The following is an 18,702-nucleotide window of genomic DNA, read 5'->3' as shown; positions in this document are numbered from 1 at the left end:
AGCCATGATCCCCTCGACAGTCCATGCCCCCCGCGCGCTCCGTCGCGCCCGCCTCGCCCTCGCCGTGGTCCTGCTCGGCTCGGCCGCCCTGCTCGCGCCCTCGAGCGCCGCCGCGCAGGCCGCGGGCGGCGATCCGACGCTCGCCCAGACGTTGTTCGAGGAGGGGCGCCGCCTGATGGAGACGAAGTCGTACGCGCAGGCGTGCCCCAAGCTGGCCGAGAGCCAGCGCCTGCGGCCCGGCACGGGGACGCTGCTCAACCTGGCCCTGTGCAACGAGGGGCTCGGCAGGACCGCGACGGCGTGGGGGCAGTTCAAGGAGGCGCTCTTCGCCTCGAAGAAGGAGGGCAACGCCGCGCGCGAGGCGTTCGCGCAGGAGCACATCGACGCGCTGGAGCCGAGGCTCTCGAAGATCCAGCTCAACGCGGAGAACACGCCCGGCCTGCTGGTCCGCGTCGACGGCGGCGACATCCCCGCGGCCGCGCTCGGCACGCCGATCCCGATCGATCCTGGGGCGCACGAGGTCGAGGCGACGGCGAGCGGCTACACGGTCTGGTCGACGACCGTCCAGGTCGGCGAGAGCGCCGATCTGAAGGCGATCGCCATCCCGAAGCTCCTGCCGGTGGCGGCCACGAGCAAGCCTGCCGGGCCCGAGGCGCCGCCGGTCGGCGGCACCGTCGGCGGCCGCAGCGGCGGACGCGGCCTGCAGACCGCGGGCTTCGTGATCGGGGGCGCCGGCGCGGCGGTGCTCGGCGTCGGCGCCGTGTTCGGCATCCTCGCCGCGGGGCAAGCGAGCGACGCGGAAAAGGACGAAGCGCTCTGTCCGGAGAAGCTGTGTACGCCGGAAGGTCGCAAAGAGATCAACGCGGCGGAGACCAAGGCGCTCGTATCCACGATCGGCGTCGGCGTCGGCGTCGCAGCGCTCGCCGCGGGGGCGGTCCTCGTGCTGACCTCGGGCCCATCGAGGGCGGAGGGCGCGAGCGCCGCGGGGGCACGGCAGGGCTCGCCAGCGCGGGTGCACGCGCGCATCGTGCCGCTCATCGGCCCGGAGGGCGGCGGGGTCGGGGTGCTGGGCGCGTTCTAGCGCCGGGGCGCGGCAGACGCCGATTGGCCGGGGACTGAGGAGCCAGCGGGCCGAGGGCGGAGACGTCGGGCCGGGTGGCCGAGGGCGGAGACGTCGGCCCCGGTGACGGTCACTTACGCGCCAATCAGGGGGTGTCCTCACGTGACATCCGCGCCGGCGGACGCTCGCTTTGTATCGATGGATGACGCCGGCCCGCTAGCAAAGACCTCCGCTGCCTCCCGGCTCCGCAGCTGCAAGCGCGACGTGCTCGATCGCTGGACGCGCCGGGTGCTCGACGATCCCAGGGCGCCGGCGCCGCGGCGGGGCGAGCGCCCGGTGCTCGTCGACGCGGCGCCGGCGCTGCTCGAGCACCTCATCGAGGCGCTCGCTGCGAGCCGGCTCGCCGGCGAGGACGCGGCGCTCCGCGGCGCTTACGAGCGGGTCGAGGACCACGCGCGCCGCTGCGTCACGCGGGGCCGCTGCATCGAGGCGGCGCTGCGGGAGCTGTCGCACCTCCGGGCCGCGCTGATCGAGGAGTGCGTCGCCCAGGGCATCGCGCTCGGGGCGGGAGAAGCGCAGGTCCTCCACGCGGTGGTGGACGCGAGCATGTGGACGAGCGCGCTCGAGGTCGAGCGGGCGACGCGCGCGGGGGTGCCGATCCGGCTCGATCTGCGGGGGAGCGGCGCGGGGCTGTGGGATCCCGAGCGGATCGCCCAGATGGTGACGAACCTCGTGCAGAACGCGGTCGACCACGCCGAGCCCGGGAGCGCCGTGCGGGTGGCGATCCGGCCGCGCGGGGGCGACGTGCTGATCGAGGTGCACAACGAGGGCCCGGAGATCGCGCCGGAGCGGCTGGCGACGCTGTTCGAGCCCTGGCAGCAGGCGTCGCCCGCGGAGGGGCGAGCGAGCGCGGGGCGGGGGCTCGGGCTCGGACTGTTCATCGCGCACCAGATCGCGCGGGCGCACGGCGGGGTGATCGAGGTGGCGAGCCAGGCGGAGCGGGGGACGACGTTCACGGCGCGGCTGCCGCGGAGGGGGGCGGCGGCGAGGGGCTGAGGGACGGCGGCGGCGAGCGAATCACGCGGCTGGCGGCGCCGGGAGGTCCGGGAACCTGCGACGCGACCCCGGCACGCCCACGAGGACGTCGACGAGGGCGGCGACCATCGGGTGGTGGGGTGGGTTCGCCTCGAGCCAGAAGAACTCGCCGGCCGGGTTGACCTCGAGGAGCACGTGCTCGCCGGCCGGGGTCACGATGAAGTCGGCGGCGCCGTACTGGAGGCCGACCGCGTCCTGGTAGCGGTGAAGGGCGTCCTCGACGTGCCTCGGCAGCGCGTGGTCGCGCCACGCCTCGATGGTCTCGAGCCCCTTCGTGCGCCAGTCGACCTCGGCCCCGGCAAACGTCGGCGAGTCGAGGCGCGCCGCGAAGACCTTGGTGCCGAAGACGGTCACGCGGAGCTCGTAGGCTTTCGGGACCCTCTCCTGGAAGTACATGGGGCAGAGGCGGAGCTGCTCGAGCTTCTCGAGCGTCTCCGGGCGCACCTCGCTCGTCATCACCACCTGGAGCTTTCCGTCATCCTTCCGGAACGGCTCCGGGCTCAGCATCTTGACGACGGCGCCCTCCGGACAGCTCGCGAGGAAGGCGCGGGCCGCCTCCGGATCGTTCGTGCCGAGCGTGCGCGGCGTGCGAACGCCCGCTTCCCGGAAGATACGCTGCTGCAGCGGCTTGTGGTCGGCGCCGCGGACGCGCGCGTACGGGTCCACCTTGAAGGCGGGGCAGGCGGCGAGCACCCCGTGCAGGAACCGCTCCGTTTCCGCGAGGACCATCCGCCGGTGGCCCGGGTGCATGGCCTCTGGCAGCCCGACGGGGGCATGGTAGCGGCGCGCCCAGATCGCGTCGCCCGCCCCGATCGCGTGCCCGCCGAGGAGGAAGCGCTCGCCGTCCGGCCCCTGGGCAAAGGAGATCGTCGTCTTCGTCGGGAAGTCCTCCACGTAAAAGACGACCGGCTCGGCGCCGCGGCTTCGGGTCTCGTCGGCCACGCGCTCGATGAAGCGCGGGGCGTCGGCGCGATGGGTGATGAGAAGGACCTTCATGGTTCGTCCTCGTCGCGGAGCAGCGTTTCGGCGAGGGATGCGGCGATCGGCAGACCGAGCTCCGCCTCGAGCATCCCCCACTCGCCGGTAGGGTTGACCTCGAGAAAGACGGTGTCGCCGTCCGGAGTGAGGATCAGATCGAGACAGCCCTGGCGGAGACCGAGGCGCTTCATGAGCGCCGCGAGCTTCGCCCTGGTCGCGGCCTCGAGCGCGTGCGGCATCCAGGCGCCCGCCGCCGAGAAGCGCCAGTCGACGTCGGTCTCCTTGCCGTCGAGCGCGCCGGTCCACGCGGCTCCGCCCGCCCAGGCGACGCGGAGCTCGAGGGCCTTCGGGATCGCCTCCTGGAAGATCATCGGCCCCCGGCGGAGCGCGTCGAGGCGCGCGAGGTCCTCGCGGCGGAAGCGGCGCGTCGGAAAGGCGCGGTGCGCCTGCATCCCGTAGTCGAGGGGTGCGTGCAGCTTGCACACGACGCGCCCCTCGTGGGCGTCGAAGAGGGCGCGGACCGCATCCGGGTCCGAGGTATACCGCGTATCCGGGATACGGAGGCCGACCGCGCGCGCGCACCGGAGCTGAAGCAGCTTGTTCTCCGCGGCGCGGACACGCTCGGGCGCGTCCACCCAGCGTCCTTCGAGGAGCGAGCTCGCCCCGAAGAAGAGCGCCTGTGCTTCGCGGTTCACGGCGGCGCGGTGCGCCTCCGCCATCGCCGGCGCGTCGATGCGCGGCCAGGCCCGCCAGAGCCAGATCGCGTCCGGCCGCACGCGCTCGCCGCGGACCCACACGGTGCCGGGATCGTCTCCGGCGAGGGAGGCCCCGAAGGGCCCGTCGTCAAAGAGCCTGTCGGTATCGAGGCGAACGGGGAGCGCGCCGCGGCGGCGTAGCTCCTCGGCGACGCGCTCGGTCACGAAGGGCTCACCCGCGTGGGAGAGCAGGAGGATTGTCGGTGCGACCACGGTGCTCGGGGATCGCTGCGCGCTCAGGAATAGTCGCAGTAGGGCTTGTACGAATAACAGTCGTCCGCGTCCGACGGGTACTTCTTCGTACACTCGCTGTCGAGGCAGTGATACGTCGGGGTGGTGCCGCCGCTTCCCGCGGCCGGGCTCGGCTGCTCGTCATCGACGAGGAGGTGAGCGAAGAGCGGAGTCGCGTCGTCGTGGTCATTCGGGTGGGACATGGTGAGTCTCCTCCGGTTCGGACCTGTAGTCTGCGAAGCTTCGCAGCTTGGCCGAGTCTATCAACGTACGCCCAACGAGACGCTCTCTACAAGCCTCTTTTTCGCGAAGCCTCTCTTTCGATCTTCTCGTGTGGTTCGTGTGGTCTGGGTTTCATCCTCATGCCGTCACGCTTCACCGCGCTTGTCGGCGCGTGCTCGCGCTTACTGGCGTGTGATTGCGTGTGATTGCGTGTGATTCCGTGTGATTCCGTGTGCTTGCGTTTACCGGTAGCCGGCCGCCTGCAGGCGGAAGAGGGCCGCGTAGCGCCCGCCCGCCGCGAGGAGCGTATCGTGGTCACCGCGCTCGGCGATGCGCCCGCCATCCATCACGAGGATCTCGTCGGCGAGGCGGACCGTGGAGAATCGGTGGGAGACGAGGATGGCCATGCGCCCTGCGGTCTCCGCCCGCACCCGTTCGAAGAGGGCCGCCTCGGCGGCGGGATCGATGGCCGCGGTCGGCTCGTCCAGGAGGAGCAGGTCGGCGCCTTCGCGGAGGAAGGCGCGCGCGAGGGCGAGCTTCTGCCACTCTCCGCCGGAGAGCTCGACGCCGCCGGAGAACAACTTGCCGAGCCGCTGCTCGAGGCCTCGTGGGAGCCGGCCGACGGCCGGCGCAGCATCGCTGCGGGCGAGCGCGCGCGCGATCGCGTCGTCGGGCACCGCGTCCTCGGCTGCGCGTGGGGCCACGTTCTCGCGGACCGTGAGCTGGTAGCGGACGAAGTCCTGGAACACCACGGCGAGGCGCGCGCGGAGGGCCTCGCCGTCCCAGGCGCGCAGGTCTCGCCCGTCGAGGAGAATGCGCCCCTCGGTCGGCTCGTAGAGGCCGGCCACGAGCTTGAGGACGGTCGATTTTCCGGAGCCGTTCTCGCCGACGAGGGCGAGCTTCCGGCCGGGGGCGAGGGAGAAATCGACGCCGGCGAGGGCGGGGCGAGCGGCCCCCGGGTAGGTGAAGCCGACGTTCTCGAAGCGCAGCCCCTGTTCGTCCTGCGCGCGGGCCGCGGGGGCGAGCTGCCGCGGAGCGGGGACCGGCAGGTCGAGAAAGTCGTAGAGATTGGCGAGGTACTGCTGGTCCATGTAGAGCCCGCGCACGCCGCCGAGGGCCTGCTTGAGGGCGCCGTCCCCCTGCCGGAAGGTGACGAGCGCGAGGCCGAGGTCGCCGACGGTGAGCGCCCCGGAGAGGGCCCGGAGCGCGACGTAGACATAGACCGCGTAGAAGAGGGCGAGGGCGACGAGGTCCGCGACCAGACCGACGAGCAGCCGCCGTCGCGCGAGCGCCTGATCCTCGTCGAAGACGAGCGTGAAGACGCGCCGCGCGCGCTCGAGGAAGGCGGGCCCCGTTCCGAAGAGGCGCACCTCCTTTGCGTGGTCGTCGCGTGTGAGCACCTGCTCCAGGTAGGCCTGTTCGCGGGCCTCGGTGGCGCGCCGGTTCTGGAGGCGAAAGAGCGCGGTCGCGAAGCGGGTCTCCGTGAGGAAGCCCGGGAGCGCGGCGAGGAGGATCGCGAGCGCGCAGAGCGGCGAGAAGCGGAAGAGGAGCGCCGCGGAGCCGCCGAGCACCGCGAGGGCCTGAGCCACGGCGAAGAGCCCGGCGAGGAGCGCCACCGGACGCCCGACCGCCTCGCGCCGCGCCCGCGAGAGCGCGTCGTAAAAGCCGGGGTCCTCGAAGCAGGCGTAAGGGACCGCGATCGCCTTCTCGAGGATCGACCGCTGGAGCAGGAAGCCGAGCGCGAGGCGGAGGCGCGCTGTCGCGAACTGGTTGAGGCCCCCGGCGACGTAGGTGAGGAGCAGGAGCCCCGCCTCCGCCACGATGCCCGTGATCACCGCCTGTCGATCGCCGTGAGCGACGCCGTCGAGGACCCGGCGGGCGTACCAGGCCATACCGGTCGGAGCGATGCCCGCGAGGACGCCGGCGAGGGCCATGGCCGCGAGGGCGAAGGGGCTCGCGCGAGCGGCAAGGGCGATCGTGCGGAAGAGCCCGGAGCGAAACGTGCGGAGGGGCGGTGGCGGCACGAGGCGAAGGGAACGAGCGACGGCCGGAAGCGGCCGTGAGAGCGTGAGGATACTCCCGGGCCGCACGAGGCAGCGGGGATATCCGGATCCCTGGTGAAATTTGGAGGGTAGTTCTTCCTGCGCCGATCGGAGGCGCGAGGTGCCTTGATGACTTCCGGGAATGCCCCGCTCAGGCCGTGCAGCAGAAGGTCGATGGCGCGCTCGCCTGGAGCTCACCCACGGGCTCGCCCCCGCGCGGGGCGCACGCGCCCGGCTCGACATCCGCGATCACGGCCGACTTGCTGCCCAGGGCGACGCCGGGAGGCGTCACGACGCAGAACGGGACGCTGGAGCTGACAAGGCTCGACGCGAGCAGGTCCGTGCAGGCGGCGTCGCGGTACACGGACGCCATGAGGGTGCACGAGGCGCCGGTCGGATCGCCGCAGCCGCAGGGGGTGCACTCGCGGCCGTCGATCACGTCCTCGAAGAAGACGTGCCTGACGGCGTACCCCTCCGGACAGCTGGCATCGTCGCCCTCGTGGTAGACGCAGGTCTGGAAGCCCGACGGCGCCGCCGGCACGCATGTGGTCGCGTCGTCGCACGCGGTGTACGCGCCGGCGAGGCACGCCCTGGCCCGCGTCGCCCACGGATCGAGCCTGGGTACAGGCGGCGGCGCGTCGATGCGCGGCGTGCACGCGCCGGTCGTGACCGAGGGCGCCGCGATCGTGAGCGACTGCACGCAGGGCTCGCCGTCGCAGAGCTGATCTTCAGGGATGGGGTTCGCCGCGGTGCACGCGCCGTCCCAGCCGTGGGGCGCGGCGAAGGAGGTCATCACGGTGCCCGGCTCATCGCCGGGGCACGAGGCGGACGAGGATGCGGCCCAGCCGGTGGGGACCGCGCACGAGGCCTCGGGCGGATCGCACGCGCAGGTCGCGCAGTCCATCGGCGGCTGCTGGAGATCGGCGAAGCCTTCGTAGCCGAGCGTGGGCGCGTCGGCGGGGCAGTCGGGGACGGCTTCGGGTGGGCCGAACCAGAGCAGCGCCGGGCCAAACCAGCCGAGCGGCGCAGGCGGGGTGCACTGGCCAGAGCACAGCGAGCTGTGCATGTCGCCGCCGGAGCCGCCCTGGCCGCCGGCGCTGGCCTCGCCCCCGGCGCCGCCCTCACCGCCGGCGCCGCCCTCACCGCCGGCGCCAACCCCCGAGCAATAACCCAGTCTGATCTCTTCGGGTGTACAGGGCCCCGTGATGATGATGGGCTCCTGCTCGCAGCCAGCGATGAACAGCAGCCCTGGAAGGACAAATCGTGCCGTGCGCATAGCTGAAACATTACTTGAGCGCCGTTCTTCAGCGCAAGGCGAATGACGTACGACGAATTTCATGAACACCATTCCATGAAGCGAGAGGCATTTCTCTTCCGTGCCAACCTGCCGAAGCGTTTTGCCGCGCTCACTCTCGAATCGCCCTCAGAAGCTCGCTTGTAGACCGATGCCGAGTGCCACGGCGAGAGCAGGCGCGCTCCAGACAGGGCGCTCGGGCTCAGGAGCGCCCGGGTGGCGAAGGATGGCGGCTCCAGCCACAGGATGAACGACATCCGCGTGTGCTCGGGCCGATAAATTTTCTGACAGAGGCCACTCCATACCCGCCCGTGCACCGAATCCGGCGTGGAGATTCAGCCGTGATGTCGCGTTTAACGGAACGGTGGGAGCCGCTTGGAGTATGCCGAACTCGGCTAGGCCGCACGCGAACAGGCTGCGGCGCTCGAGACAGAAGACGACATCCGTCGTGAGGGTGGAGACCGACATGCCGACGGCTTCGACGTTTCCCGACAGCGAGGCGAGCCCGCGGACCTCCAGCGCGACCGACCACGCCGGCCAGCGTGCCCCGAAGGACAGCGCTGGCCCACCGGCGACGCCGGGTGTCATCCCGAGGCCCGCCACAGCGCCGAGGCCGGCCACCCAGGAGAAGCGCTCCCCCACGACCGGTGACGCGCGGCTCCGGGGCGGCGCGCGCACGGGTGGCGCCGTGCGCGGGGGAGATGGCGGCGCGGGCGGCGAAGCGGGCTTCGCTGGCGCCCCAGGTGGTGCGGGGAGCTCGGCGGCGTCGTCGAGCAGCACGGCGATGGACAGGGCCATGGCGGTGACGAGCACCTTGCAGTCATCGTAGGCGCTGAACCCGTCGAACCAGCGTCCGTGACCGTCGCCGTCGCGGAGGAACATCGAGGCGGCGAGCTTGCCGCGCCGGCGCTCGATGGACGCCGTCATCGTGAACGCAGCCTCCGCGTCATAGGGGTCGACCCCGCCCATCGCCCGGACCGTCTCCGCGCGCAGGAACGGCTCGTCCGGGCACTCCTCGGCGCCTGGCCCACGGATGAACTCGAGCCGCACCCGGAGCGGCGTGGCCGTGGGCTCGGCCCGGACCGGTGCGACCCCGGCGGCCGAGATCGCGGCCGCGGCCGTCGAGGCGAGCGCTGCGCGTGCTGCCCGCTTCCTGCGCGCGCCCTCGTCGTGCGATCTCCCGCGCATCGGCCTCGTCCGCGCGGTCACGGAAGCGTCTGCCCCGCCGCGCTGCCGGCCGGCGCTGTCTGCGCCCCCGCGGCCTTCGATCGCAGCCGCTCGCGCGTCAGTTTGAGCCGCCCCTCGGGGAACCGCCGCTCGTGGGCGGCGATGCGCTCCAGCGCGGTCGCTCTATCGCCTTGCAGCAGCGCCTGCCTGGCGGCGTCGAGCAGCTGCAGCTCGTCGGCGAGCAGCTCTCCATCCTGGTCGGAGGGAGCGTGCTGCTCCGGCGCGGCGGGTTTGCGCTGGCGGAAGACACGTGCCGGCGTGGGCGCGCGAAAGGCTGGAGCTTCCTTGTCCGAGATCGCGTCGGAGCGCGGCGCATCGGAGCGCGGCCTTTCACCGGGACCCGTCTCCGGTCGCACATCGGGGTGGACGGCACGCGAGAGGAGGAGCGGTGTCGCGATCGGGCCCAGGTGGCGGGCCCAGAGGGCCGGCGCTGGCGCTGGCGCAAGCGCGGCGAACACCGCGGCACCGCCGACGCCTGCCATCGCCAACGCCAGCGCCGGCCTGATGAACCGGGCGAGCAGGCGCGCGAGGCGAGCGGCGCGCCCGGGTCGATCTGCGAGGTCCTGGGGTTCGAGATCGCTCGGCAGCTCGGGACGGGTCGCGGGCGCGTTCGTCTCGACGATGGCGGAGGCGCCGGAGTGGACGGCCGGCGACGCGACGGCGGAGCGCGAGGAGGCGAGGGTGAAGAGCGGGACCATGAGCAGGCCAGACCGGAGCGCGCGCTGCTCCTCGGGGCGCAGGCGCTTCACGGCGGCGCGGAAGTCTTCGCGCGCGAGACGCAGCCGACTTGAAGCGGTGTTCTCGTTGAGCTCGAGAGAGCGCGCGATCTCGCGCAGCGGGATCTCGACCATGTCGGCCATGATCAGGATGGCGCGCCGTTCGGGCGCGATCGTCGCCAGCAGGCGGGTCGCGATCGCGATCCGCTGGTTCGTGGCGATGCGCTGCTCGCTGCTCGGCGCGACCTCGGCGCGCTCGAAGTACGCCTCATCAGCGAGGCCCACCGGCACCTCGAGGCGCCGGTAGTTGCGCTCCAGATGGCGCCGGACCTTTCGCCAGGCGATCCCGAAGAGCCAGCTGGACTCGGCTCGCCAGCGCGGGCCGAGGCCGTGCGGGCGCGATGGCCGAGAGGGATTGCCCGACGCCGGCAGAGGGAGCGCCGCGGGGTCGTCCTGCTCCTGCTGCTCCTGAGCGGCGTCCGCGGCGGCGCCTGGCACGGCGGACACGAAGTCGTGGAGAAGCGGCGAGGCGACTGGCGGCAGCGAGGCAGAGCCGGGCGCCGAGGCGGGATAGGCGGGGTTGTACCGGGGAAGGCTGGTGTACGCGCCCAGGAGGACCTCCTGGGAGAGGTCGTCGATGTCGTCCTCAGCGACGCCGAGGTAGCGGAGCATCCCCGGGAGCACGTGGACGGCGGTCGCGTGCATGGACGTCCAGGTGCTGTGCTGGACGAGGTCGGCGGGAGGAGGCGGGAGGGGAGAGAGATGGCTCATGCTTAGAATTGCGGGGGATTCTCGGGATCGTCACGGAATCGACGGCGGCGGGTGCCAAGGGGCGGCATCCGGCGCTCCGGGGCCATGTCTTGTCCCTGGGCGACAGCACGGCTAGGGACGGGAAATGCGCAAAACCGTTTTGACTCGCAGCATCGTCTCGATCGCCATCACCACCTGCCTCCTCGCGACGACGGCCTGCAGTTCTGACGAAGAGTCGCCTGCTCCGGACGAGGAGGTCGCCGTCGCCATCTCCGAAGCCCGCGGCCTGGCCGAGGGCTCCACGGCGACGGTCGACGGTGTCGTGACCGTCGCGCCTGGCACATTCAATTCGGCGACCGGCGAGCAGGGCTTCGCGCTGCAGGACGACACCGGGGGCATCTACGTGAGCCTACCCGACGCGCTCGATCTCAACCTCGACACCCGGGTGCGTGTCACGGGGACGCTCGGGCAGACGGCCCAGCAGACGGTGCTCAACGCCAAGGCAGCCTCGGTCACGACGCTCGGCGAGGCCCGCTCCGTCGGACCGAAGGACGTGACGACCGGAGAGGTCGGCGAGCCCGTCGAGGGCCTGCTGGTGCGCGTGGACGGCCGCGTGACCAAGGCCGTGGAGGACGACCAGCCCTACGGCTTCAAGGTGTACATCGACGACGGCTCGGGCGAGATCCAGGTCTTCGTGCATATCGTCGACGGCCAACCTGTCATCGACACCGCGTCGCTCAAGGTCGATCAGGACATCACGGTGACCGGCCTCGCCGCGCAATACGAGACGACTTACGAGGTCGCGCCGCGCTCGGCAGGAGACCTCGTGGCGGAATGAGCGAGCCGGCCGGCGCGCCGACCCGCCCCTGCGCCTTACCGCCTTGCTCCGCTGTGCGCCCCCGGGCAGACTTGGCCCGTATGGGCCAAGCCGCCAAGAAACAGCGCCGCGCCACGTACGCCGACCTCGAAGCCGTTCCGTCGCACCAGGTGGCAGAGCTCGTCAGCGGCACCCTGCACGTGTTCCCCCGGCCGGCACCGCGACATGCACGGGCGTCGTCCAGGCTAGGCATCAAGCTGGGCGGACCGTTCGACCTGGGCGACGGAGGGCCCGGCGGCTGGCACATCATCGACGCGATCGAGCTGCGCTTCCCCGACCCGGGCGCGCCGGGCGAGCTCGACGCGCTCGTGCCCGATCTCGCCGGTTGGCGCCGCGAACGCATGCCCGAGATGCCCGACACGGCGTACTTCGCGCTCGCCCCGGACTGGATCTGCGAGGTGCTTTCCCCTTCGACGGAGGGCGTCGACCGCGACGACAAGATGCCGATCTACGCACGCGAGGGCGTGCGGCACGCGTGGCTGGTCGACCCGATCGCCCGGACGCTGGAGGTCTACGCGCTCGGCGCGGATCGCGGCTGGGGGCCCGCCGTCGTCCACCGCGACGCCGCCCGCGTCCGCGCCGAGCCCTTCCACGCCATCGAGCTCGATCTCTCGGTCCTCTGGGCGAGGTGACCTGCAGCCGCGCTGACCTGTCCGAGCCGACCTGGACCGAGCAGGGATGGTTGTACGCCTGGCCGAGGGGACACAGGGTGTTGCGAATCCCCTGTCCGATCTCCTTCGTCAGCCCGGTGGCGGTGCCTGGCGCACCGATCACGTTGGAGTCCCGAGGAATCAACAGAAGGGAAGAGAAACCGCAAGGACGCAAGGTCGGCGGTTCATCTTCTTGCTGTTTGCATGCGGTTTCAGCCCGATTGCAGCTCCACGGGGAAGCCAGGCCGCAGGAGAGCATCGCGGCCGGTCCAGCGGCCGCGATGTCGAGGTGCCCTTCGGGCCCATCGCATCTCCTGCGTCATCCCATCACCTGCCTCCGGATCGCCGCCGGCGCAGCGCCAGCACGCCAAGGAGTGAGAGCGCTCCGAGCCACCGCGGGGGGGCCTGGCCAGGGCTCGCGACTCGGCAGCTCATCGACGTGTCGCCGCCGCCGTCCGGAGCGCCGGCGCCAGCGCCGCCGCTTCCAGCGTGGTCTCCATCGCCGCCTGAGCCTGGCTCTGGATCGCCGCCGGACGACTGCGAGGTGCTGCCAGCGCCGTCGCTGCTGCTGCCTCCTTCACCAGTGCTTCCACCGGTGCCACGGCCACCGGCGCCCGCGCTGCCTCCTTCACCAACGCCGCTGCCACCGGCGCCAGCGCTGCCTCCTTCACCAACGCTGCTGCCACCGGCGCCCGCGCTGCCTCCTTCACCAACGCTGCTGCCACCGGCGCCCGCGCTGCCTCCTTCACCAACGCCGCTGCCACCGGCGCCCGCGCTGCCTCCTTCACCAACGCTGCTGCCACCGGCGCCCGCGCTGCCTCCTTCGCCTCCGCTGCCGCAAATGTCGACGGCGCCTGCTGCGCACGCGCCCGCCTGGCAGGTGTCGCCATCGGTGCACGCATCCCCATCGTCGCAGGCGGTGCCCGTGAGCGGCGCACAGCGGCCGTCCTCGGAGGCGCCGGCGGCCACCACGCAAGCATCGCAGGGGCCGGCGTCGCAGGCGGCATCGCAGCAGACCCCATCCGCGCAGAAGCCGCTGTCGCAGGAGGCGCCATCGTGGCAAGGCGCGCCGAGCGGAGACGTGGAAAGCGCGTAGAGCTCCGCGTTGGTCGTCGAGACGAGCCCGGGGATGACGACGATGTCGACGACGTCGCCGCCGGCCATCAACACCGCGCCGTCGAGGAGCTGCGTGGCCGTGTGGTCAGCCCGGGGGAGCCTCATCGGCGCGGCCGGGCTCCAGCGCTGGGCGACGGGATCGAACACCCACACGGCGCCAGAGAACTTGTAGTAAACAGGGCAGTCCCACGGATCAGAAGTACCGGTACACGCCTCGGAGCTGGTCTCGCGCGTGTAGCCGCCCGTGAACAATGCGCGGCCGTCCCGCAGCGCCGTGAGCGCCGGCGACACGATCCCGCTCGCGGCCGGCAAGGCGAACGGCGGTATCGCGGTCTGGGTGTCCGTGACCGGGTCATAGACGCTGGACAAGGCGTCGGGGCCATCGTGGCGCCGGATCATGAGCACCTTGCCGTCCGACAGCGGCACGATGTCCTTGAAGCGGAGAGGCGGCCCCAGGGTCCATGTCGCCGAGGCCGGATCGAACAGCTCGGAGCGGGAGACACCATCGCTGACGAGGACCCTGCCGTCCTTCAGCGAGATCGCGCCGCGAACCGCGTTCATCCCGGTCAGCATGGGCGTTGTCGCCGACCATCTGTTGGTGGCAGGGTCGTAGATCTCGGCGACTCCGCGGCTCGGAGAGGGTCCCTCCAGGACCCTCCCGCCGGCGACGAGCACACGGCCGTCGGCCAGCATGGCCGTGCCGCATGTCGAAGCGGCGCGAGCGGTGGGCATCCGGGCCGTGGAGGTCCACACATCGAGCGCGGGATCGTAGAGCTCGAACGAGACCCCTGACGCGACGAGCACCCGGCCGTCCTGGAGGACCATGACGCGGGAGGTCGGCACGGAACCGGTGGTCGCCCTCGGCGCGGCCGGAGCCCATGTCCCTGTCGCCGGATCGTACAGCGCCGTGCTGGTCAGGAGCGTGTCGTCGAACACCCTGAGAGGCTCGGGCTCTACGAGGATCCGCGTCGCGCCACCGAAGACGAGGACCTTGCCGCTGTGGAGCACGACGGCGTCGTGGTCGACCCTGGGCTCGGGCATCGTGGAGTTCGCGGCGTCGGCGGTCGGCTCCTCGCCCGCCGGTTCGAGGAGGGGCGGATCGAGCCAGAGGCCAGCCGGCTCCCTTCCCAGGTCGTCGCCTTGCGCGCAGCCGGCCAGGGCCGCGGTGAAGAGGGCGATCGCCGCTGGCCACACGGGCAGGGGCAAGCCCCCGGCCCCCGCCGCCGCGCCCCGGAAGCCAAGGCTGCTCCTGCTGCCAGGCTCGCTTTCCCGCGAGCCTCGATACGATCGAAGCGTTCGCATCCCGCAAGCTCCTGCGCCCGTTGCCGCGTCGGGCTGCAGGACGTCGGGTGCGCCGGGGCGCGACAAAATTCATCCGTGCCATCGAGGGGGCCGGAGGAGGGCACGTCCTTCCGAAGCTGCTCGCCCACGACCCGATGCGCCGAGCGCATCACCCACGCGCCGAGAGATCGGCCCGAACCCATCCCGGGATCAGCGCTTCTTGCTCGGCTCGCGCGCCGGCTCAAGCTCCTGGAAGGGCAGCGCGGGCCGGGGGACGAACCGGCTCATCTCGGCGGTCCCGTGGAGGTTCCGCAGCGCGCCGGGCGCCGGCTCCGCGGGCGGAGCGGGCCACGGCGCGCTCGCGGCCTCGTCGCGCAGGTACGACGGCCGCTCCGCCGCACGCTCGCCCTCGGACGCGCGCGCGCCGTCGATGTCCCCCTGCTGGGCCACGGGCTCGCCGAGCGACTCGATGCGCGGCGGGAACTCGCGAAGTCGCCGCTCCTGGGTCGCGAGGGCCTTCGCAAAGCGCGTCAGGATCTCCGGCTCGTCGCGGGCGAGCGCGCCGCTCATCGCCGTGCCCCAGCCGCGCGTCGCCGCGTCCCAGCGCGCCGGCTGGATGCCGAGCCGGAGCAGCACCTCGATCGCGCGCGCCGCGGGGAAGTGGCGGCGATAGGCCATCACCTCCGCGTAGCGCTCGATCGTGAGCCCCTCGACCTGCGGTTCGCGCTGGTGCGCGCGCCCTGCCTGCCGCCCTCGCTCTGCCGCGCTCATCTCGGCTCCTTGGTCGCGGCGCCGCGCGCCTTGCGCTTCGCCATCCGCTGCTCGCGCTCCTTCACCCATTTCGGGGTGTGGAGCGCGGGGTTCTTCAGCCACCCGCACGCCTCGCGATCGCCTCGATCACACGCGAGTTGCGCGGTCTCGCGCGCCTTCGTCGGGTCCCTGGGCACGCCCCAGCCCTTGTCGTGGAGCAGGGCGTAATCGAGGCAGCTCGGACTGCTATCGCCATTGCATGCCTCGCGGAGACGCTCGGCGCCTTCGCGCATCCCTTCTCCCTCCCGTACCTCCTCGCCGTCGTGGGAGATGAGCCAGACACCGAGGGTACGGCATGCATTGCTGTCGTGCCAGCCGCAGGCCCTTCGCCGGAAATCGAGCGATTTGTGGATATCGCGCCCCGTCCCCTCCCCGTTGAGATGAAGTGTGCCGAGGATGTCGCAGGCAGGCGTATAGCCGAGCGCGCAGCTCCGCTCTGTGAGCACGAACGTCTTGCGCGGATCCTTCGTCACGCCGTAGCCGAATTTGTAAAACCTGGCGAGCTCGAAGCAGGAGGGCTCAGCGCCGCCTCGGCACCCGATCTCGAACAGCGCTGCCGCGGCCACGTAGTCTCTGTCGCCTTGCTCTCCTTCGCCGTACATCAGCCCGAGATCGTTACATGCGGCGATGTTGTTGCGGGTTCGGCAGAGCTCGCCGAGGAGGCTCCTCGCGCTGGTGATATCCTCTTTGGCGACCAGGTTGCAGGATCGGCCCGTTTCCTCGCAGGCGGCCTTGCGCAGCGCCACCTGACGTTTGGCGAACTCGTTGACCCGCGCCGATCTCTCATGCTCCTTGATGCCGCCGAGGGCGGGGAGGTCCGCGCGGGCCCACATCTCGGCTGCATGGCCGCAGCTCCATTCGTTGCCCATGGCGCATCCTCTTGCGAGGAGCGCGCATCCCTTGGCCTGATCTTCCGACACATGAATCGCCGTGAAATGGATCGCCCCCAGCGTACCACAGGACTTCGCATCATCGGCGTTGCAGGCGCGCTCCAGGAGCTTGATCGCGTCGGCGAACTCCTCGTCGGTCTGCGCCTCGATGCCCGGCTCGCTCCGGAAACGGAGGTCGGCCAGGCGACCGCAGGCAGGTTGATATCCGGCGTCGCAGGCCTTGGTATAGAGCGCCGCTGCGCGCGGATAATCCCTCTCCAGCGCGCCGCCAAGGTAGAGCTGCGCGAGGCGCTCACAGCCGCTTTGCTCACCGCCGTTGCACGCCTTCTCGAGCACGGTCGCCGCCTCTTTGGGATCGGCCTGCATCCGGATCTCCCCGACACGGACGCAGCTCGCGAGCGCGCCGTGATTGCACGCCAACGTGCACTCCTCGATCGTGGCGCTCTTCGCGCAGTCTTTCGGGCCTGCTGGCGGAGCGCTCGCCGTCGCTGCCGCCGCCGTGGGACGTGCCACCGCGGGCGGTGCGGACTGAAGCGGTCGGGGCGGCGGCGTTCCAGAGCAGCCGAACACGAACATCAATCCGGTAAGCAGAGACGCTACCACCGATCTCATGCGAGCTCCACCTCACCCGGTGTCCTCGGTTCGTCGTCGATCATGCTCATCCTGAGCTCTTCGGCGTGGTCATCGTCAGTCGCGATGGGCTCGGCGTCATGCTCGCTCGCGCTCCTCGTGTCCTCGCCGTCACGGAACAGCGATGGAATCGTGATGTCGATATCGCTGTAACGGTCATCGAAGCGCTCGCCGTTCCAGGGCACCTCGAGCTTGGGATCGCGCCCCTGCCGCGCCACGGGCGCCACGCTGTCCTTGATCGCGTTCGGCAGCGGGTTGCCCTGGATCTGCTCGTTCGTCACCCCGAAGCTGAGCTCCGACCGAGCCCGGCTCCAGTAGAGCGCGCCTCCTCGGTCATCGTTCGTGAGGACGATCTGCGCCACGTAGTCCTCACCGTAGCGGAGCCCTGGCGCGAGCGGTGGATCCTTCTTCGTCTTCTTCGCTTGCTCCTTGTCGAACTTCATGCGGCGGATGACGGACACGTCGCGTGCCATCTCCGAGAGCTTCCGGCTCCGTGCCCCCTTGGTCCACATCATCCTCGCGAGCTCCATCCGAGGGATGTAGATGATCCACCAGGGCTGGAGGCTGGTGAACCCGGGGGTGTTGCGCAGGGACCATGCGCACCTGCTCACCCAGAAATTCTGCCCATCGTCATCGTACGTCCGCATGAGCTTGCTGACGAACAGCACATGCCGATCGCTGAGCTCGGGCCCAGGGCGGCGCTCCGCGATCACGAGGCGCATGAGGCTGATGGGCCGCGCGCGGCGGATGTGGTCGGCCATGGTGTCGAGCGCCACGGGGGCGGTGGGCAGCACGCCCATCCCGCAGAAAACGTTGCCTGGCGGGGCCGCGGTGAGGGAGATGCCGTCGTAGATCCCCGCCTTGCCGAGCGGGTCCATCACGGTGTCTCCTACGTGTCTGTCGAGCGGGTGGCCGTTGCTGGTGTCGAACTTCTGGATCCGCTTCTTGTCCTTGCTCACGCGGAGCACGAAGAAGATGTGAGATCCCTTGCGCTGTCCGGTCGCGGGGAGGGGCACGCCGACGAGCATGTTCGCGGCGTCTGACTCCGACGTCGGTGTCGAGGGAGTAAAGTTCAGCTCCTCTACCTTCGTGAGCTGCTCCGTCGGATCATCGACTTGTCGCTTCGGCGTCCCGTACTGCGATTTGCGCTCGGTGATGTCGTTCAGCGTCTTTTCTCTGAATTGGGCCTTGATTGCGGGCGCGCCATGCGCGTCGGTCTCGATCCACCCGATGGGAACGAAGCCGGTCACCATCTTGTTGTCCCCGAAGGGGTTATAGCAGTAGATCGTCCCGGGGCCGATCGGCGGCGTCTTCAGCAGACCCGCCGCGACGTCGAGCGTCGCCTCCTTGGTCGGATACCACTTGCCGCCCGCGAACTGCCCGGCGTCGAAGATGGGGCGTCCGGGGTTCTGGCCCGCCGCCCAGCCGGCGCCATTCATGTGCTGCTCGAGCGTGAAGCCCCGCATGATCGTTCCGTACGTGGCATTGTGCTCACACGCGCAGCAGATCGAGATGGCCGGGTCGTCGTTGTCCTCCATCGCCGACTCCATCCTGCGACCGTCCTTCTCGAGCTGCTTCTTGAAGATCTGGACCTCGAGCCAGGTCGCCGGCGCGGTCGCGTTCTTGCGCACGCCCCACACCTTCTGGCTCATATAGTCGATCGACGTCTTCTGCATCCGCGAGAAGATGAACGAGTCCCACTTCGAATCGCCGAAGTAGCACTGCCCCGGCCCCCCGTACCGCTGGCCGAACATCGCCTCGCTGAGCGCCTTGGCCCAGGCCTCCTCGGCGGGATCATCGACCCACTCGTCCTCGCCGTCCGTGCCCGGCGGGCCGGCCCACGCGTCGTCGAGAGGGGCGTGGATCCGCGCGTCGATGTGGGCGAGGATCTGCTCGATGCTCGTCGCGTCGGTGAGATCCAGCTCGTGCGCCGGGAACTCCGGCGCGCCCGTGGTGCCGTCGGGGTAGTCGACGGGCGTCATGTTGAGGCACGTCGTGAGCCGCGGCGGCTCGGCCTCGAACGCGGCTGGCGGCGAGGCGTGGCCAGGGCCGCCTGCGGGGACCTTGACTCCCATCGG

At 71.1% G+C, this 18,702-nt stretch carries 15 protein-coding genes; 4 read left to right on the top strand and 11 right to left on the bottom strand.

From position 1 onward, the window contains the following. The first annotated feature begins 4 nt into the window (after positions 1-4). Entirely contained in the window at positions 5-1,081 is a 1,077-nt protein-coding gene (locus WMF45_RS01615; RefSeq protein ID WP_437715220.1) for a hypothetical protein, read from the top strand. Positions 1,082-1,258: 177 nt separating this feature from the next. Further along, positions 1,259-2,116 (top strand): ATP-binding protein, encoded by an 858-nt coding sequence (locus WMF45_RS01610; protein WP_437715219.1) that lies wholly within the window; start codon positions 1,259-1,261, stop codon positions 2,114-2,116. Positions 2,117-2,137: 21 nt separating this feature from the next. Here WMF45_RS01610 and WMF45_RS01605 read toward each other — a convergent pair whose 3' ends face one another. The 7 genes from WMF45_RS01605 to WMF45_RS01575 all read right to left on the bottom strand — a co-directional run bounded on the left by WMF45_RS01605 (position 2,138) and on the right by WMF45_RS01575 (position 10,391). Further along, positions 2,138-3,151, bottom strand: a complete 1,014-nt coding sequence (locus WMF45_RS01605; protein ID WP_437715218.1) for an MvdC/MvdD family ATP grasp protein — start codon at positions 3,149-3,151, stop codon at positions 2,138-2,140. Further along, entirely contained in the window at positions 3,148-4,101 is a 954-nt protein-coding gene (locus tag WMF45_RS01600; RefSeq protein WP_437715217.1) for an MvdC/MvdD family ATP grasp protein, read from the bottom strand. Before WMF45_RS01600 ends, WMF45_RS01605 begins: the two co-directional genes overlap by 4 nt. 23 nt (positions 4,102-4,124) lie before the next feature. Further along, positions 4,125-4,322, bottom strand: a complete 198-nt coding sequence (locus WMF45_RS01595) for a hypothetical protein (RefSeq protein WP_437715216.1) — start codon at positions 4,320-4,322, stop codon at positions 4,125-4,127. Between the two features lie 261 nt (positions 4,323-4,583). Further along, positions 4,584-6,365, bottom strand: coding sequence for an ABC transporter ATP-binding protein (locus WMF45_RS01590; RefSeq protein WP_437715215.1), 1,782 nt, complete (start codon positions 6,363-6,365; stop codon positions 4,584-4,586). 169 nt (positions 6,366-6,534) lie between these two features. Beyond that, the gene (locus WMF45_RS01585; protein ID WP_437715214.1) at positions 6,535-7,659 is read right to left on the bottom strand and encodes a hypothetical protein; all 1,125 of its coding nucleotides are present in this window, start codon (positions 7,657-7,659) and stop codon (positions 6,535-6,537) included. Between the two features lie 147 nt (positions 7,660-7,806). Continuing rightward, entirely contained in the window at positions 7,807-8,865 is a 1,059-nt protein-coding gene (locus WMF45_RS01580) for a hypothetical protein (protein WP_437715213.1), read from the bottom strand. A 17-nt stretch (positions 8,866-8,882) separates the two neighbouring features. Further along, positions 8,883-10,391 carry an RNA polymerase sigma factor gene (locus WMF45_RS01575; protein ID WP_437715212.1) on the bottom strand — a complete coding sequence of 503 codons (1,509 nt, stop codon included), beginning with the start codon at positions 10,389-10,391 and terminating at the stop codon, positions 8,883-8,885. A 124-nt stretch (positions 10,392-10,515) separates the two neighbouring features. Between WMF45_RS01575 and WMF45_RS01570 the strand changes: the two genes are divergently transcribed. Together WMF45_RS01570 and WMF45_RS01565 are read left to right on the top strand one after the other, a co-directional pair. After that, positions 10,516-11,208 (top strand): DNA-binding protein, encoded by a 693-nt coding sequence (locus WMF45_RS01570; protein WP_437715211.1) that lies wholly within the window; start codon positions 10,516-10,518, stop codon positions 11,206-11,208. 80 nt (positions 11,209-11,288) lie between these two features. Next, positions 11,289-11,879: a Uma2 family endonuclease gene (locus WMF45_RS01565; protein ID WP_437715210.1), complete on the top strand. Its 591-nt coding sequence runs from the start codon at positions 11,289-11,291 to the stop codon at positions 11,877-11,879. Positions 11,880-12,224: 345 nt separating this feature from the next. On the opposite strand, the gene WMF45_RS01560 is transcribed toward WMF45_RS01565, so the two are convergent. The 4 genes from WMF45_RS01560 to WMF45_RS01545 all read right to left on the bottom strand — a co-directional run bounded on the left by WMF45_RS01560 (position 12,225) and on the right by WMF45_RS01545 (position 18,699). Then, positions 12,225-14,315 (bottom strand): Kelch repeat-containing protein, encoded by a 2,091-nt coding sequence (locus tag WMF45_RS01560; protein ID WP_437715209.1) that lies wholly within the window; start codon positions 14,313-14,315, stop codon positions 12,225-12,227. Positions 14,316-14,504: 189 nt separating this feature from the next. Continuing rightward, positions 14,505-15,065: a hypothetical protein gene (locus WMF45_RS01555; protein WP_437715208.1), complete on the bottom strand. Its 561-nt coding sequence runs from the start codon at positions 15,063-15,065 to the stop codon at positions 14,505-14,507. Continuing rightward, positions 15,062-16,414: a hypothetical protein gene (locus WMF45_RS01550; RefSeq protein WP_437715207.1), complete on the bottom strand. Its 1,353-nt coding sequence runs from the start codon at positions 16,412-16,414 to the stop codon at positions 15,062-15,064. Before WMF45_RS01550 ends, WMF45_RS01555 begins: the two co-directional genes overlap by 4 nt. A gap of 188 nt (positions 16,415-16,602) precedes the next feature. Then, the gene (locus tag WMF45_RS01545) at positions 16,603-18,699 is read right to left on the bottom strand and encodes a hypothetical protein (RefSeq protein ID WP_437715206.1); all 2,097 of its coding nucleotides are present in this window, start codon (positions 18,697-18,699) and stop codon (positions 16,603-16,605) included. Positions 18,700-18,702: the final 3 nt, after the last annotated feature.

Source organism: Sorangium sp. So ce448 (assembly GCF_051520915.1).
GTDB classification, from domain to species: Bacteria; Myxococcota_A; Polyangia; order Polyangiales; family Polyangiaceae; genus Sorangium; species Sorangium cellulosum_B.
The sequence above is the reverse complement of the archived record's forward strand: the minus strand, read 5'-3'. Positions and strand labels throughout refer to the sequence as shown.

What these genes read in the sequence shown, in the direction of transcription:
- WMF45_RS01545 (WP_437715206.1), bottom strand. Translation starts at nt 18,699, where the DNA reads ATGGGAGTCAAGGTCCCCGCAGGCGGCCCTGGCCACGCCTCGCCGCCA.
- WMF45_RS01585 (WP_437715214.1), bottom strand. Translation starts at nt 7,659, where the DNA reads ATGCGCACGGCACGATTTGTCCTTCCAGGGCTGCTGTTCATCGCTGGC.
- WMF45_RS01560 (WP_437715209.1), bottom strand. Translation starts at nt 14,315, where the DNA reads ATGCGAACGCTTCGATCGTATCGAGGCTCGCGGGAAAGCGAGCCTGGC.
- WMF45_RS01570 (WP_437715211.1), top strand. Translation starts at nt 10,516, where the DNA reads ATGCGCAAAACCGTTTTGACTCGCAGCATCGTCTCGATCGCCATCACC.
- WMF45_RS01555 (WP_437715208.1), bottom strand. Translation starts at nt 15,065, where the DNA reads ATGAGCGCGGCAGAGCGAGGGCGGCAGGCAGGGCGCGCGCACCAGCGC.
- WMF45_RS01605 (WP_437715218.1), bottom strand. Translation starts at nt 3,151, where the DNA reads ATGAAGGTCCTTCTCATCACCCATCGCGCCGACGCCCCGCGCTTCATC.
- WMF45_RS01565 (WP_437715210.1), top strand. Translation starts at nt 11,289, where the DNA reads ATGGGCCAAGCCGCCAAGAAACAGCGCCGCGCCACGTACGCCGACCTC.
- WMF45_RS01610 (WP_437715219.1), top strand. Translation starts at nt 1,259, where the DNA reads ATGGATGACGCCGGCCCGCTAGCAAAGACCTCCGCTGCCTCCCGGCTC.
- WMF45_RS01580 (WP_437715213.1), bottom strand. Translation starts at nt 8,865, where the DNA reads ATGCGCGGGAGATCGCACGACGAGGGCGCGCGCAGGAAGCGGGCAGCA.
- WMF45_RS01595 (WP_437715216.1), bottom strand. Translation starts at nt 4,322, where the DNA reads ATGTCCCACCCGAATGACCACGACGACGCGACTCCGCTCTTCGCTCAC.
- WMF45_RS01575 (WP_437715212.1), bottom strand. Translation starts at nt 10,391, where the DNA reads ATGAGCCATCTCTCTCCCCTCCCGCCTCCTCCCGCCGACCTCGTCCAG.
- WMF45_RS01615 (WP_437715220.1), top strand. Translation starts at nt 5, where the DNA reads ATGATCCCCTCGACAGTCCATGCCCCCCGCGCGCTCCGTCGCGCCCGC.